This window comes from Enterococcus sp. AZ179 (genome assembly GCF_050498885.1).
Classification (GTDB): Bacteria; Bacillota; Bacilli; order Lactobacillales; family Enterococcaceae; genus Enterococcus_D; species Enterococcus_D entomosocium.
The window spans coordinates 457327-472715 of sequence record NZ_JBMHEO010000001.1 but is presented as its reverse complement, the minus strand read 5'-3'; the positions used below and the strand labels follow the sequence as shown (position 1 = coordinate 472715).

The following is a 15389-nucleotide window of genomic DNA, read 5'->3' as shown; positions in this document are numbered from 1 at the left end:
ATCAGATCATCTGTGAGTTGCGTTCTTGAAAGAGCTGACTTTTCAAAGACTCGAGTAGAGAACGACGCCTGATCCCGTTACCGATCATCAAAGAATTGTCAACCGACAATAAAATTTGGGTGGTACCACGAACACGTTCGTCCCTTACCAGGGACGGACGTGTTTTTTGCTGTGAATCACTGCGATTGGTCCGCAAAGCGGAACAGAGCAGATGATGAACAGTACTAGGCGACCGCCGGGAGCGTAGTAACCAAATTAGGAATCACGCTGATCAACTGTTAACAATCAGTGAATCCTAAATGCATTGAGTTTATGGCAACCAATCCATTTGACAGGTTCAATAGAAGCAATCGGTTGATCGAGTCGATGGATTTTGAAACTATACCAAAACGTTGAGAGACGAAAAGGAGCGAAACAAGAATGAAAATGAAAGAAACACTGCATCTTGGAAAAACCGCTTTTCCAATGCGAGGCAACTTGCCGAACCGCGAAGTGGATTGGCAAAAAGAATGGGAAGAAAATCAATTGTATCAACGTCGTCAAGAATTAAATGAAGGCAAGCCAACCTTTGTCTTACACGATGGCCCTCCCTACGCAAATGGAAACATCCATATTGGACACTCATTGAACAAAATCAGTAAAGACATCATCGTACGTTCCAAATCGATGTCAGGTTTCCGTTCACCTTATGTACCTGGTTGGGATACTCATGGTTTGCCGATCGAACAAGTACTGACCAATAAAGGAATCAAGCGCAAAGAAATGAGCTTGGCAGAATATCGGAAAAAATGTGAAGAATATGCTTTGACACAAGTGGATACACAAAGAGCTGATTTCAAACGTTTAGGCGTTTCTGGTGACTGGGATCATCCATATATCACATTGACACCAGACTATGAAGCAGCAGAAATCCGCGTGTTCGGAAAAATGGCAGAAAAAGGATACATCTACAAAGGATTGAAACCAATTTACTGGTCACCATCTAGTGAATCATCATTAGCAGAAGCTGAGATCGAATACAAAGATGTGAAATCACCATCGATCTATGTGGCTTTCCCAGTAGCAGATGGCAAAGATTTGCTTGATTCAGATACATCTTTTGTTATCTGGACGACGACGCCATGGACCTTACCAGCGAATCTAGGAATCTCTGTGAATCCAACCTTTGCCTATGTTCAAATCTTGGCCGATGGCCGCAAATTCGTCGTGGCAAAAGATTTATTAGAAACCGTGACGAATGAGATCGGTTGGGAATCTGTCGAAGTATTACAAGAATTGGCTGGCGATCAATTGGAAAAAATGACGGCACAACATCCTTTTTATGATCGTACGTCTTTATTGATGTTAGGGGACCATGTGACATTGGATGCCGGTACTGGTTTGGTCCACACTGCACCAGGACACGGGGAAGATGACTACATCGTCAGCAAAAAATATGGTCTAGATGTCTTATCACCAGTCGATAGCCGTGGGGTCTTCACAGAAGAAGCACCAGGATTTGAAGGGGTCTTTTATGACAAAGCCAATCCAATGATCACTGAGCTTTTAGAAGAAAAAGGAGCCCTACTAAAACTAAACTTCTTTACTCACAGCTATCCACATGATTGGCGGACGAAAAAACCAGTCATCTATCGGGCAACACCACAATGGTTTGCGTCTATTGATAAGTTCCGTCAAAATATTTTGGATGAAATCGAAAAAGTAGATTGGATCATTCCATGGGGCAAAACTCGTTTATACAATATGATTCGCGACCGCGGCGACTGGGTGATCTCTCGTCAACGTGCGTGGGGCGTTCCGTTGCCAATCTTTTATGCAGAAAACGGCGAAGCCATCATTACGCCTGAAACGATCGAGCATGTGGCAAACTTGTTTGCTGAACATGGTTCAACGATTTGGTTTGAAAAAGAAGCAGAAGAATTACTGCCAGCTGGCTTCACGCATCCGGGCTCACCAAATGGCAAATTCTCGAAAGAGACTGACATCATGGATGTTTGGTTTGATTCAGGTTCTTCTCACGAAGCCGTGTTACGTCAACGTCCAGAATTGACGTTCCCAGCTGACATGTACTTGGAAGGTTCTGACCAATATCGTGGGTGGTTCAACTCAAGTATCACGACTAGTGTTGCGATCAATGAAGTCGCACCATATAAAGCCGTCTTGTCTCAAGGCTTCACCTTAGATGGCGAAGGTCGCAAGATGAGTAAATCTCTTGGTAATACCATTGCACCAGAAAAAGTGATCAATCAAATGGGTGCGGATATTTTGCGTCTTTGGGTCAGCAGTGTTGACTACGAAGCGGATGTCCGAGTGTCTATGGATATCTTGAATCAAGTGTCAGAAGTCTATCGGAAGATTCGCAATACCATGCGTTTCTTATTAGCGAACACGAGTGATTTTGATCCAGCAAAAGACAGCGTACCTTTTGAAAACTTGCGTTCTGTCGATAAATACATGATGGTTCGTTTGAATCAAACGATCAAAACGATTCGGGAAGATGGCTATGAAAAATATAACTTCTTGCATATTTACCGGACAGTCATCAACTTCTTGACAGTCGATATGTCTTCCTTCTATTTGGATTTTGCAAAAGATGTCGTTTATATCGAAGCTGAAAATGATTTCCAACGCCGTGCTATGCAAACTGTCTTTTATCAAACAGCGGTTGCATTGACGAAATTATTGACACCGATCATTCCGCATACCGCAGAAGAAATCTGGTCACACTTGAAAGAAGAAGAGGAATACGTACAGTTAGCGGAGTTCCCTGGCTATGATACATTTGCTAACCAAGAAGAACTGCTCGATCTTTGGCGGGCCTTCCTTGATTTCCGTGACAATGTCTTAAAAGCATTAGAAGAAGCGCGTAATGCAAAATTGATCGGAAAGTCCTTTGAAGCGAAAGTCACTGTTTATCCAACTGAGCCAGTTGCGGCATTGCTAAAAGCTATCGATTCAGATATTGCACAACTGCTGATCATTTCACCAGACTTCTTAACGATCAAAGAAGTCGGTGAAGCAGCTCCTGAAGCGGCATATCAATTTGAGGATGTGGCGATCTTAGTTGAAAAAGCCGAAGGGGAAGTATGTGAACGTTGTCGCCAAGTCCGGGTAGATGTTGGTGTAGAAGAGCAACTGCCAACACTTTGTGGGCATTGTGCAACCATCGTCAAAGAAAACTATCCCGAAGCAGTTGCAGAAGGCTTTGAAAAATAATAGAACGAAAAAAGATGACCCATTGCGGGTCATCTTTTTTGCGCTTGCTCATTCTTATTCCTTGAGAATGGGAGAAAAACGCACGTTTCTGACATGAATATGAGAAAATAGGTGGCAATTGATAACGATTCTCATTTGTTTGCAATAATTTTTCGACAGTTTATTGTATAATAAAAAAACCTTACTAGACGAAGTTTCTTCCTTAAGGTCTGTAGGCAATTGTTTGTTCGAGATGGAGTATTTCACTGTCAACAGAAGAAACCAACGAGCTCGGATCAAGTAAAAAAAACTTGCCAGATAGAAAAACAGGTTGTAAACTGTTAAAAATCGGAATATTCAGAATATTGAAAGAAAGTGTGATTCCATGAGTGATTTAGAGATGATGAGGAAAACGAACCAAACGATGTACGATGCCGCTTTTGAAAAAGATGCTTGTGGGATGGGGTTTATTGCACAAAAAGATGGTCGCTATTCCCGAGAACTTGTGCAAAATGCCTTAACAATGTTAGAACGGATGAACCACCGAGGGGGAACTGGCGCTGAACCTGACACAGGTGACGGAGCTGGAATTTTGATGGCAATGCCTGACCCATTTTTTCAACAGCGAGCAAAAGAGGCCGAAATCCCATTGCCTGAAAAAGGTGCCTATGCTGTTGGGATGTTTTTTTTACCGAAAGAAAAGCTCCGAGCAGCACAGGTCCAAGAAGAAGTAACTAAAGACATTCAACAAATGGGTTTTACCGTTTTATGGCAACGGGATGTGCCTTATGATTATTATCAGTGTGGACCGGGGGCGCAAAAAGTCATGCCCTCATTTGTGCAAGTCTTTATTGAAAAACCTGTCGATGTAGCTGCTGGCCGTCCCTTTGAAGATCAGCTTTACCGGCTACGACGTAAACTGGAAAAAACGTATCATACTGATGAGTTGTCTATCTGCAGCTTGTCCAGTAAGACAGTTGTTTATAAAGGAATGCTGCATGCCTATCAAGTTGGCTTATTTTTCAAAGATCTTCAAAGCCCAGAAATGACCTCTTGTATCGCATTGACCCATTCTCGTTTTTCGACAAATACCTTTCCAAGCTGGAGTCGGGCGCAACCTTTTCGTTTCTTAGCCCATAATGGCGAAATCAACACGTTACGCGGGGCAGAAAATTGGATGCATGGACATCAGATCGAAGTCTATGATGATGAAAATTCTGATTCGGCGAAACTAGAAAATTGTATGGAATATTTGTACCGTCAAGGGCGAGATATTCCTCAAGCACTGTTGATGATGGTGCCAGAAGCGTGGTCAAAAGAAGCTGGATTGTCGCCGGAGCTGACGGCTTTTAATGAGTACAACGCAAGCTTTATGGCTCCTTGGGATGGACCGGCAGCTTTATGTTTTACAGATGGGGATTTGGTAGGGGCTGCACTCGATCGAAATGGGTTACGGCCATCTCGCTACTCGATCACGAAAACTGGTTTTGTGGTCGTGGCCTCTGAGTCAGGTGTTGTCGATTTGCCAGCATCGGAAGTGATTGAAAAAGGGGTGCTTGGACCAGCAAATATGTTTTTGGTGGATACCAAAAAAGGAGTGATCTTACGCAATCAAGAAATCAAAGCTCATTATGCGAATGCCCATCCTTACCAGGAGTGGCTAGCGGATCACTTATTGATACCAGAGCTGCTTCCTGAGACTGAGAAGCAGGAGGAAACAGCAGATGATGCGATCCAGACCCTTTGGAAACGAAATGGTTACACGGATGAGATCATTCGCACGTTGATTTTACCAATGGCTCAAACGGGAGAAGAACCAGTGATCTCCATGGGGTTTGATTCACCCTTAGCTATTTTGAGCGAACGTCCCCAATCCTTGTTTACGTACTTCAAGCAACAATTCGCCCAAGTGACCAATCCGCCAATCGATGCGATTCGCGAAAAATTGGTGATCGGTACCGAGCTGTTTTTAGGTCGAGATGGGGATGTTTCAAAGGACATTCGAATCAATTGTAATAAGCTGAAGATTGCTAGTCCGGTGTTAAAAACGAGTGAATATGAAAAAATCAAACAGTTAGATCAAAATGGTCAAAAAGCGGCTTTACAGTCGATTCTTTATGATTATGTACCAGAAAACGGGGCAGCTTTGCAACAAGCGTTAGAAGCGCTTTTTAAAGAGACGGAGCAAAAAATCGATTCTGGGGCAACGATCGTCATTTTAAGTGATCGGGAAGTCATCCAAGCGCAAGAAGGAAAAGTGGCGATTCCGATTCTCTTGGCGGTATCAGGTCTGCACAATTACTTGGTGCGAAAAGGCAAACGTTCCTTGGCATCAATCGTTGCGGATACTGCGGAAGTCTGTGAGGTCCATCATTATGCCATGGTAGTCGGCTACGGAGTAAGTGGGGTCCACCCTTATGGGGCTTACCAGACATTGGCGCATTTTGAGCTTTCAGAGAAGATCGAAAGTTACCGTAAAGCATGTGAAAAGGGCATTGTCAAAATCATGTCACGAATGGGGATTTCAACGATCGCCGGTTACCATGGGGCGCAATTGTTTGAAGCTGTTGGTATCTCTGAGAAAGTCATCTCCGAATACTTTACCGGCACGGTTACTCGTATCGGTGGACTTTCATTAGCGCAAATCGAGCAAGAATACTTAATGCGTTATGAAGCGGCGTATGGCGAGAAACGCGTGGATTATCTTGATTCGGGCGGTAGTTTCCAATACAAAGCCGACGGGGAACATCATCTGTTCAATCCAAAAACGATCTATGGGTTTCAAAAAGCTGTTCGTACAGGCAGCTATGCGCTTTATAAAGAATATGCGGCGGAGATGAACCAAGACGCGTTAGAGAATCCAACGACCCTCCGTTCTATGTGGACTTTTGGGAACACGAGACGCAGTATTCCTTTAGCTGAGGTGGAACCTGTTGAAACGATCGTCAAACGGTTTAAAGTCGGCGCGATGTCTTACGGCTCTCTAAGTGAAGAGGCGCATCGCTGTATTGCTGAAGGGATGAATGCGATCGGTGCAAAATCCAACAGTGGAGAAGGTGGAGAAAATCGGAATCGTTTCAAACCAGTGAAGGGCATTAACTATAACAGTCGTATCAAACAAGTTGCTTCTGGCCGTTTTGGTGTCAATGCCGAATATTTAATGAGTGCGGACGAACTCCAAATCAAAATGGCCCAAGGGGCAAAACCTGGTGAAGGTGGTCAATTGCCAGGCAACAAAGTCTTCCCATGGGTAGCGGAGATTCGTGGCTCAACACCTGGTGTCCGACTGATTTCGCCGCCACCACATCACGACATTTATTCGATTGAAGATCTAGCCCAGCTGATCTATGACTTAAAAGCAATCAACCCGTATGCCCGCATTAATGTCAAATTGGTTTCTAGTACAGGTGTGGGTACGATCGCTACCGGTGTCGTTAAAGCCGGTGCAGACGTAGTCGTGATCTCAGGCTATGACGGTGGGACCGGTGCTTCTCCGAGAAATTCGATTCGGGATGCTGGCTTGCCTTGGGAGATGGGGCTTGCAGAAGCCCATCAAACGTTAGCTATGAATCATTTGCGGCAGCGAATGACCTTAGAGACAGATGGAAAATTGATGACGGGGCGTGACATCGCCATTGCTGCTCTTTTAGGAGCAGAAGAATATAGCTTTGCCTCTTTAGCGCTAGTTGCGATTGGTTGTGTCATGATGCGGGTTTGCAGTATCAATACATGTCCTGTCGGCATTGCTACACAGAACCCAGCGTTGCGCAAATTTTTCGCAGGGAAACCTGAGCACATCATCAATACGATGTACTTTTTAGCAGAAGATTTACGGGAAACGATGGCCGAGCTAGGGTTTCGCACGATTGATGAGATGGTAGGACACGCGGAATTGTTGACACCACGCTTCGTTGCCAAAGGCAAAGCAAAATCATTAGACTTTTCCAGAATGATTGGAACGACGATCCCGATCGAACGCAAAGTGACGGACCCATTCCTTGAGAAACGACAGTGGCCAGAGTTAGACGCTTTTGCCCAAGCAGCTATCGACAATAATCAAGAAATCGTTATGAATCATACGATCAATAATGTTCAACGTTCAGTCGGCGCTCGTTTAGGGGGCTGGATCGCAGAACGCTTTGGCAATTACGAAGTAACGCCAGGTTTGTTGCAGTTTACGTACCGCGGCATTGCTGGACAAAGTTTTGGGGCGTTTGCCACCCAGGGCATCCAGTTGAAACTGATTGGCGAGGCCAACGATTATGTAGCCAAAGGACTGAGTGGTGCCCGTTTGATCATTGTGCCGCCTGATGATGCCGCTTATGACGCAGAGCATTCACCGATTGTCGGTAACGTTGCTTGTTTTGGGGCGAATCGGGGTGAAGGCTATTTCCGCGGCATTGCTGGCGAACGCTTTTGCGTCCGTAATAGTGGAGCCAAAGTCGTTGTAGAAGGTGTTGGGGACCATGGCTGTGAGTACATGACTGGCGGCGTCGTGGTGATTTTAGGAAAAACCGGCCGCAACTTCGGTGCCGGAATGTCCGGTGGCGTGGCATACGTCTATGACCCTGATCAAACTTTTGCAGAAAAATGCAATCGGGAAATGGTTGACTTGTACCGGATTGGCGAAAGTGGCGATGACCATCAGCTGAAGGAGATGATCCAGCAGCATTTTGCCTATACAGATTCATTGAAGGCGGCTGAGATTTTAGAAGATTGGGAAAATCAGCAGCAACATTTCATCAAAGTCTATCCGACAGAGTACCATCAGATGATCCAAGCAACGGAGACTTTGGCTGAGCAAGGATTTATCGGGGAGGAACTTGTGACGAAAGCTTTCGAAGCCGTCGTCGGTCCACAATTGACTATTCCAGGAAAGGAGCGCGACTAATATGGCAGATCCATTTGGTTTTTTAAAGTACCCAAGAGTAGAAAATCCTACCCGACCGGTTTCAGAACGTATCCAAGACTGGCAAGAATTACAGACGCCATTGCCTGAAAATGAGCGTCAAGAGCAAGCAGCACGCTGTATGAACTGCGGGATTCCTTTTTGTCATACCGGTTCTTTTTACGGCGGTCAACGAGCGGTTTCAGGTTGTCCCAATGACAACCTGATTCCTGAATGGAATGATCTGGTTTATCAAGGGCGTTTCCAAGCCGCCTTTGAGCGTCTTGCCAAAACCAATCCATTACCGGAAATGACTGGACGTGTTTGTCCAGCTCCATGTGAAAAAGGCTGTACCGAGGCACTGAATGGCTCAGGTGTCACGATCCACGACAATGAACGCTTTATTATCGATACTGCTTTTGAAAACGATTGGGTCAAAGCCTCCGGATTGCCTCAAGAAGCGACTGGGTTCAAAGTTGCCATCGTCGGCAGCGGACCAGCTGGTTTATCCGCTGCATGGCGCTTGAATCAACTAGGACATCAAGTGACGGTCTATGAACGCAGTGATCGCTTTGGCGGTTTACTGATGTATGGTATTCCAAATATGAAATTAGATAAAGATGTTGTGCAGCGACGTATTGACTTGATGGCAGAGCTAGGCGTGACCTTTGTCGCTAATACGGAGATCGGTCGTGACTTGTCAGCAGAAGAATTATCCGCTCAGTATGATCGGGTCATTTTGGCAACAGGAGCTAGTGTTCCTCGTGACTTGAAGATTCCAGGTCGTGAATTGACTGGGGTGCAATTTGCAGTCGATTATCTGACGGAAGCAACCAAAGATGTCTTAAAGCATGGCAAAGCGGCAACAAGTAAAAAACTTGCTGGCAAGCACGTCGTCGTGATTGGCGGCGGCGACACTGGAAATGACTGTATTGGTTCAGCGATTCGGCAAGGAGCCGCTTCTGTGCGTCAATTGGAGATCACGCCCCAACTGCCATTGACACGTACCGACAGCAATCCCTGGCCTGAATACCCAATGACAGCCCGCACAGGATATGGGCAAGAAGAAGCGGCTGAAGTCCTGCAAACACAAGTGACGTATCATGGGGTGTCCACAACAGCCTTTATCGGCGCCGAACGCGGCCAGTTGATCGCCATCGAAACGGTCTCAGTAGATCAACAGTTTCAGCCGATCCCTGGCACAGAGCAAGTGATCAAGGCGGATTTGGTTTTGTTGGCAATGGGCTTTGTTGGTGCAGAGACCCAACTCTTCGATGCCTTTGGTGTGCGAGAAGTGTACGATGATTACACGACGAACAATGAACGAGTGTTAGTCGCAGGAGATGCTAAAAGAGGACCGAGTTTAGTCATCTGGGGGATTCGCGAAGGACGCTTAGCGGCAGAAAAAGTCGATCAAGCGTTACGATCATTGGTGTATCAATAAGCAATCAATAAAAAACAACCTGAGCAGCTCTTCCTCCCTCTGAATTAGAAGGGGAACAGCGAAATGCTCAGGTTGTTTGCCTGTTAAGCAGTTGGTTCAGATGGATGGGGCTTTGACCGCTGTTCATTTTTTTCCATTGCTGCCTTCGGTAGGCGAATCGAAAAGACGATGGTTTCGTCACGGCTTTCCGCCCAGATTTTTCCACCTAATGCTTCAACGATTTCTTTGGCGATCGGCAGCCCCAGACCGGTCCCACCCGTCGCCGTTGCTCGGGAAGCGTCCATGCGGTAAAAAGGCTCAAAAATCAAGCCAATCTTTTCAGCTGAGATCGTTTTTCCTTGATTGGTCAAACGAATCAGGATATCATCAGATTCGCTGATGGCTAAACGCAAAGGGGAGTTAGGATAGCTATAATTGATGGCATTGCGGATCAAGTTATCAAAGACGCGTTCCATCTTCTCTGTATCGACAGTCGCATAGACTTTTTTCTGCAGCTGCAGTTGCCAATGAAGGTTTTTTTCTTCTAACAGCGGCAAAAATTCAAACGTCAACTGTTCCAGCATCAAGCTCAGATCCGTGGTTTCGGTCTGTAAGGCGATCGTTGTAAGATTAAAACGGGTGATTTCGAAAAACTCGCTGATCAATAATTCTAGCCGCTGGGCTTTTTGCAAGGCGATCTTGGTATAGCGTGCGCGTAGTTCGGAAGAAAGCTGAGGTTCTTCTTCTAGAAGTGTCAAATAGCCGATCACACTGGTCAAAGGTGTGCGTAAATCATGTGCGAGATAGACGATCAAATCATTTTTCCGCTGCTCTGCTTCTTTGGCAGCTCGTTGATCCTGTAGATTTTTTTCCCGCAACTGGTTCATTTCTTCTTGCACGTCGATCAGATTGCTGGAAAGAACGATTCGCTTCGTAGGTTCAGCAATCAATTGATTCGTGGCTTGAATCGTTTCATTCAAATAGCTGATGGCTTTACTCATATAATAAATCGTTGTGCTCACCCAAATCAGCAAGGCACCGATTGCTAGACAGACGAGCCAATAATCAGCAAAAAGCCGTAATATTTGATAAATGGGCTCATAGCCGTACCAAACCCTCAATCCTGCTACAAAGCGAACAGTTAAAGGGATCAGAATCAAAAGGAGCATTAAAACACCTGTGGTGATAAAGTATTGAGTCAAAAGTTTCCGGATCAATGGACTTCTATTTTTCAATGATATAGCCGACCCCCCATACAGTTTTGATTAATTTCGGTTTGCGGGGTTGTTCGTTTAGCTTTTCCCGCAGACGGGCAATATGTGCCATCACTGTGTTATTGTTGTCTAAATATTTTTCTTTCCAGACTGCTTCAAAAAGAGTTTCTGAGGCAACGACCGATCCTTGGTGTTCAAATAAGTAAAGCAGGATTTTAAATTCGATGGGGGTCAAGAAAACCTCTTTGCCATAAAGATAACATTGGTGACTGTTGATTTTCAACAGTAAGCCTTCCTTTTCGTATTCTTCAATCTTCTGCGGAACAGCTGACTGATTGTATCGTTGGTATCGCCGTAGTTGCGTTTTGACCCGAGCAACAACTTCTAATGGATTGAAGGGTTTCGTCACATAATCATCTGCACCTAGACTTAGACCGGTAATTTTATCCAGATCTTCTCCTTTGGCAGTGAGCATCAGTACTGGAAAAAAGTGGGTTTTGCGAATGGTCTGTAACAGCTGAAAGCCGTCGATATCCGGCAGCATCACATCTAAAACTGCCACATCGACTGTTTCTTTTTCGAGATAAGCCAAAGCACTCGTTCCATCATAAAAAGGTTCCACTTGAAAGCCTTCATTCCTTAGAAACGTCGTGACTAACTCGGCGATTTCTTTTTCATCATCAACAACAATTATTTTTTCTGCCATCCTTGATTCACTCCAACTATCTACGATCTTTTTTCATTTAAACTACCATTTACTCTACCCACATCATACCGTAATCGGTAAGCGAATGCATTCGTTTTCTACTTTGACATTGAAGGGACGCGGGAACCTAGTCGACTGATCAATTCATTGGGAATGGTTTGTGCTTGATCAGCTGTATTCGTCCAATCGCTGATTACTTCTAACCAACTTTCGACCGCCAGTTCTGGATAGTCCGTTAAATCGATCAAGAGCATATCCATACAAATCAACCCAACCTGCGGGAGTAACCCCCCTTGATAAGACAATTGGAATCCTTGATTTGATAGGGCACGGGGGACTCCGTCACAGTAGCCGATACTAACGATCCCAATCGTGGTAGGTCGATCAAAAACAGTGGCTAGTCCATAGCCGATCGCTTCACCAGCGGCGACTGTTTTTTTGTCCACTAGTAAGGCTTTTAGGGTCAGAATCGGCTGTACGTTTATCTTCTGTTTTGTTGGTTCATTCGGGACACTCAGGGAACCAGTTAAAAGAATACCCGGGCGCACATAATCATACTGTTTCTCTGGATAATTCAATATTCCGTAACTGCTTTGCAGATGCGTCAGACCATAGGCGATATTTCTAGCGGATAAGCCAGCCAATAGATCATCAAAACAAATGATTTGGGCTTGTGTCCGTAAGATACTTGCCGTATCTAGCTGATCTGAAGAGCCTAGATGGGAAAAAATGCCTGTGATCTTGAGGGATGGCAAGGCATAAAGCCTTCTAACTGTTTCAAGGTCAGGGGCAACGCCTAGACGATGCATGCCGGTATCTACCGCTAAATGGCATTCGATTGGAAGGCCTGTTCGGGCTAACGCTTGTCCATGCGCTTCACTGACGATAGTTTGAATTAAGGAATATCGGTTCAGCTCTTTGGCACGTTGGGCAGAAGTGTACCCTAAAATCAGTAAGCGACTTTTAATGCCAGCTCGCCGTAATTCGATGGCTTCTTCTATGGTGGCAACAGCAAAAAAATCGACGCCTACTCTTTCCAAGGTACGAGCGACCAATTGTGCATCGCAACCATAGGCATCTGCTTTAACGACCGCCATCACTTTTGTTGTGGATGGAATCACTCGTTTGATTTCCTGCAAGTTGTGCAACAGGGCGGGGGCTGAGAATTCTTTGGCTGCCCGCTGCAAGTGGAGCGGCGTTTTTTTCGGAAACGGCAACAGCTTTTGCAAAGCAAAGAGACCATAAATCAACCCGATGGTCAATCCTAAGACCACGAAGTAATTGATTAGATTGTTTTGAAGCAAGGGCAGTTTCTGACTAAGAAAATGGGTTACTGCAATGGTATAAGGATGGAGCAAATAGAGCCAAAGGGACAGACGACCCGCTTGTTTCCAGATCATGGGTGCTTGCCATTGCTGAATGATCGGAAATAAAAACAAGAGAACGAAGGGCAAAAAGACATACATGCTGTCATGTTTAGGTGTAGTAAAGTGATGCAAGAGATAACTTTCCAAAAGCAAGCAAATCAGACTAATCATCAGATAACTATAGCGATGGGGAGAAGCAGGTTTTTTGGCAAATCTTCTGGCTAGTACCCCTAAGATCAAAAATAAGGGAGCAAAAAAAATGCCGTTGCGAGTGCCATCCAATAGTTGGAAAATCAGTGAATAGAGTGGCGTGATGGGTGTTTGTGCAGCCAGGCCAGACCAACTGTCCCCACCTAAACCAACCACATACAAACCGACAGCAATGAAAAACACCTGCTTGAAAGAAAGCCGTGTCAAGAGGCCCATCACTAGTAGACCGCCGGTAATGATCGCAGGAAAATACCAAAGATGGTAAAGAATGCCGTTGACTAGCAAAGTTTGAATAAAAGTGTCTAGTGGCATGTTCAATCCTAGTATGCCGCTGTACCAAGCAAGCGGCAAAAAGAGCAGTGTGGCAATGAGATAGACTTGCAGCTGTTTTTTGATAAATAACCAGATACGTTGTCTGGCAGGATAGCTGTTTTGGGTGGCTAAATCACTGAACACATAATACCCGCTGATCATAAAAAAGAAGGGGACGGCGATTCTGAAAAGAGTCAATGTGATCAGGATATCACCATTGGGCCACAATCGATGAAGGGGCAGACAGTGGATCGCGACCACCATCATCGCCAAAATTACCCGAAATTGCTCGATTCCTTGATTCTTCTTCATGCGAACTGCCTCGCCGTTTGTTCAAGGTATTGATGGTATTCTTCCAAGGTCCACTGTTGGCTGGCGATGATTTGACTATGGGGCAGACCGACATAACGAAAATGCCATGGTTCATAGCCAATCCCTGTAATTTCCTGTTTGTCCGCGGGATAGCGTAAAATAAACCCATAGTTCATCATTTCCTGGGTAAATAAATCCGCCGCTGCGCTGTCACGAAATCGTGGGCAGATCAAATCATCCTGGCTGCCTTTTAAACCAACATCGATCGCTAAGCCTAACTGATGTTCACTGCACCCGGGCAATGCCACAAATTGTTTCGTATAGGCTAGCCCATTTTCTTTCAAGGAATATTCCCATAAATACCGTTGCTGCTTTTCGGTTCGGTAGCCATCTAATAAGCAGATCTCGTCTTCAAGCTTTAAAGCTTTGACTAGCCGTTTCCATTGTTTGGCTGCTTCTGGTTGCAAGTAAACCTCGTCTTCACTGAAGGCAGCAAGGACTAAATGAGGCGGCTCTTGGTTTTTTTCTAACGGAAATTCTTTGCTAACTAACTGTAGATAGGGATTCATTTGACTTCCTCCTTTGCTAAGACAAGCAGTTTTTGTAGTAGTTCTTGATAGGATAAGCCGATCGCTGCCATCATGGCCGGATAGCGGGAGTGACTAGTAAAGCCCGGCATAGTATTGATTTCATTCAAGTATAGTTCTCCTTGATTCGTGACAAAAAAGTCGATGCGAGCAAGTCCTTTAAGACCAAGACTGTGATAGAGCAGCTGAGCTTGTTCTTTGACCTTGGTTTCAATCGTTTCAGGCAATGGTGCAGGAACGGTGATCTTGGCGCTAATCAACTGGTACTTTTCTTCAAAATCGAAAAAGCCTTCTACTAATGAAATAGCGTCACAAGCACCGACAGTCAAAGAGTCGTTGCCTAAGATACCGCAACCAATCTCAACGCCAGCGATATTTTTTTGTAAGAGCACTGCTGAACAATAAGCGAAGGCTTCCTTCAAGGCAGGAGCAATTTCTTCGACACAAGTCACTTTTGTGATCCCTTTTGAGGAGCCAGCTTCATTAGGCTTAAAGAAAACCGGAAAGCCATGGGTCTGGATAAAGGCTTCGATTTGTCTTTGCTGGTTGTCTTGATTTGTCAAGAGAATCGTAGGAGCGCTTTGTACGCCAATCGCTTCTGCTACTTGATGCAATAACCATTTGTTCATACATAATGCGGAGGCCGCCACACCGCAGCCTACATAAGGTAGTTTCATCAATTCAAACAATCCTTGGATACTGCCATCTTCCCCGTATTTGCCATGCATAATGGGAAATAAAACATCAGGTACCAACGTTTGCTGCGCTTCACTTAGCCAAAAGCCGTTTCCTTCAAAAAGCGGCTGGATTTTCTGTTTATGTTTCGTATCCAACAACCACGTGTCTTGTCGGATGTTTTCCAGTTCTCCTGTATACAAATACCAATCTATAGCATCTGGGGCGATCCCGATCAAAGAGAGGTCATAGTCATCGGGAGATGATAGGAGTGCTTCGATTGCGCTAGTTGCTGAGGCTAAAGAAACGGCGTACTCCGGTGAATTGCCTCCAAAAATAATGGCGATTTTTTTCATATTTTTCTTCCTTCCACTTTTCGATTCTTGCTGCATTCAGTCTACCAAGGAAAGAAAAAAGAAATTTGCGGGCTTACTGGCATCTTTCTTTTCTTTTTGTGATGAAATTGTGACGAATTTATGACAAAAGGAAGGCGACAGCTG

At 45.0% G+C, this 15389-nt stretch carries 8 protein-coding genes; 3 read left to right on the top strand and 5 right to left on the bottom strand.

Annotated features, from left to right (window positions below):
• Positions 1 to 420: 420 nt before the first annotated feature.
• The 3 genes from ileS to IGI88_RS02325 all read left to right on the top strand — a co-directional run bounded on the left by ileS (position 421) and on the right by IGI88_RS02325 (position 9527).
• Complete coding sequence (ileS, locus tag IGI88_RS02335; RefSeq protein ID WP_086299197.1) at positions 421 to 3216, top strand: isoleucine--tRNA ligase; 2796 nt, start codon at positions 421 to 423, stop codon at positions 3214 to 3216.
• A 364-nt stretch (positions 3217 to 3580) separates the two neighbouring features.
• On the top strand, positions 3581 to 8086 hold the full coding sequence (gene gltB / locus IGI88_RS02330; RefSeq protein ID WP_086299198.1) for a glutamate synthase large subunit: 4506 nt from the start codon (positions 3581 to 3583) through the stop codon (positions 8084 to 8086).
• A gap of 1 nt (position 8087) precedes the next feature.
• Entirely contained in the window at positions 8088 to 9527 is a 1440-nt protein-coding gene (locus tag IGI88_RS02325) for a glutamate synthase subunit beta (protein WP_086299199.1), read from the top strand.
• Between the two features lie 83 nt (positions 9528 to 9610).
• Here IGI88_RS02325 and vanS read toward each other — a convergent pair whose 3' ends face one another.
• From vanS to vanC, 5 genes are all read right to left on the bottom strand, one after another.
• Positions 9611 to 10741 (bottom strand): vancomycin resistance histidine kinase VanS, encoded by a 1131-nt coding sequence (gene vanS, locus IGI88_RS02320; RefSeq protein WP_303393847.1) that lies wholly within the window; start codon positions 10739 to 10741, stop codon positions 9611 to 9613.
• A complete protein-coding gene (vanR-C, locus tag IGI88_RS02315; protein WP_005237269.1) occupies positions 10731 to 11426 on the bottom strand; it encodes a vancomycin resistance response regulator transcription factor VanR-C in 696 nt (231 codons plus the stop codon). The genes vanS and vanR-C overlap by 11 nt, the downstream gene beginning before the upstream one ends.
• A 98-nt stretch (positions 11427 to 11524) precedes the next feature.
• Complete coding sequence (gene vanT / locus IGI88_RS02310) at positions 11525 to 13627, bottom strand: membrane-bound serine racemase VanT (protein WP_086299200.1); 2103 nt, start codon at positions 13625 to 13627, stop codon at positions 11525 to 11527.
• Positions 13624 to 14196 (bottom strand): D-Ala-D-Ala dipeptidase/D-Ala-D-Ala carboxypeptidase VanXY-C, encoded by a 573-nt coding sequence (locus tag IGI88_RS02305; protein WP_010749757.1) that lies wholly within the window; start codon positions 14194 to 14196, stop codon positions 13624 to 13626. The genes vanT and IGI88_RS02305 overlap by 4 nt, the downstream gene beginning before the upstream one ends.
• Entirely contained in the window at positions 14193 to 15245 is a 1053-nt protein-coding gene (gene vanC / locus IGI88_RS02300; protein ID WP_086299201.1) for a D-alanine--D-serine ligase VanC, read from the bottom strand. The genes IGI88_RS02305 and vanC overlap by 4 nt, the downstream gene beginning before the upstream one ends.
• Positions 15246 to 15389 lie beyond the last annotated feature (144 nt).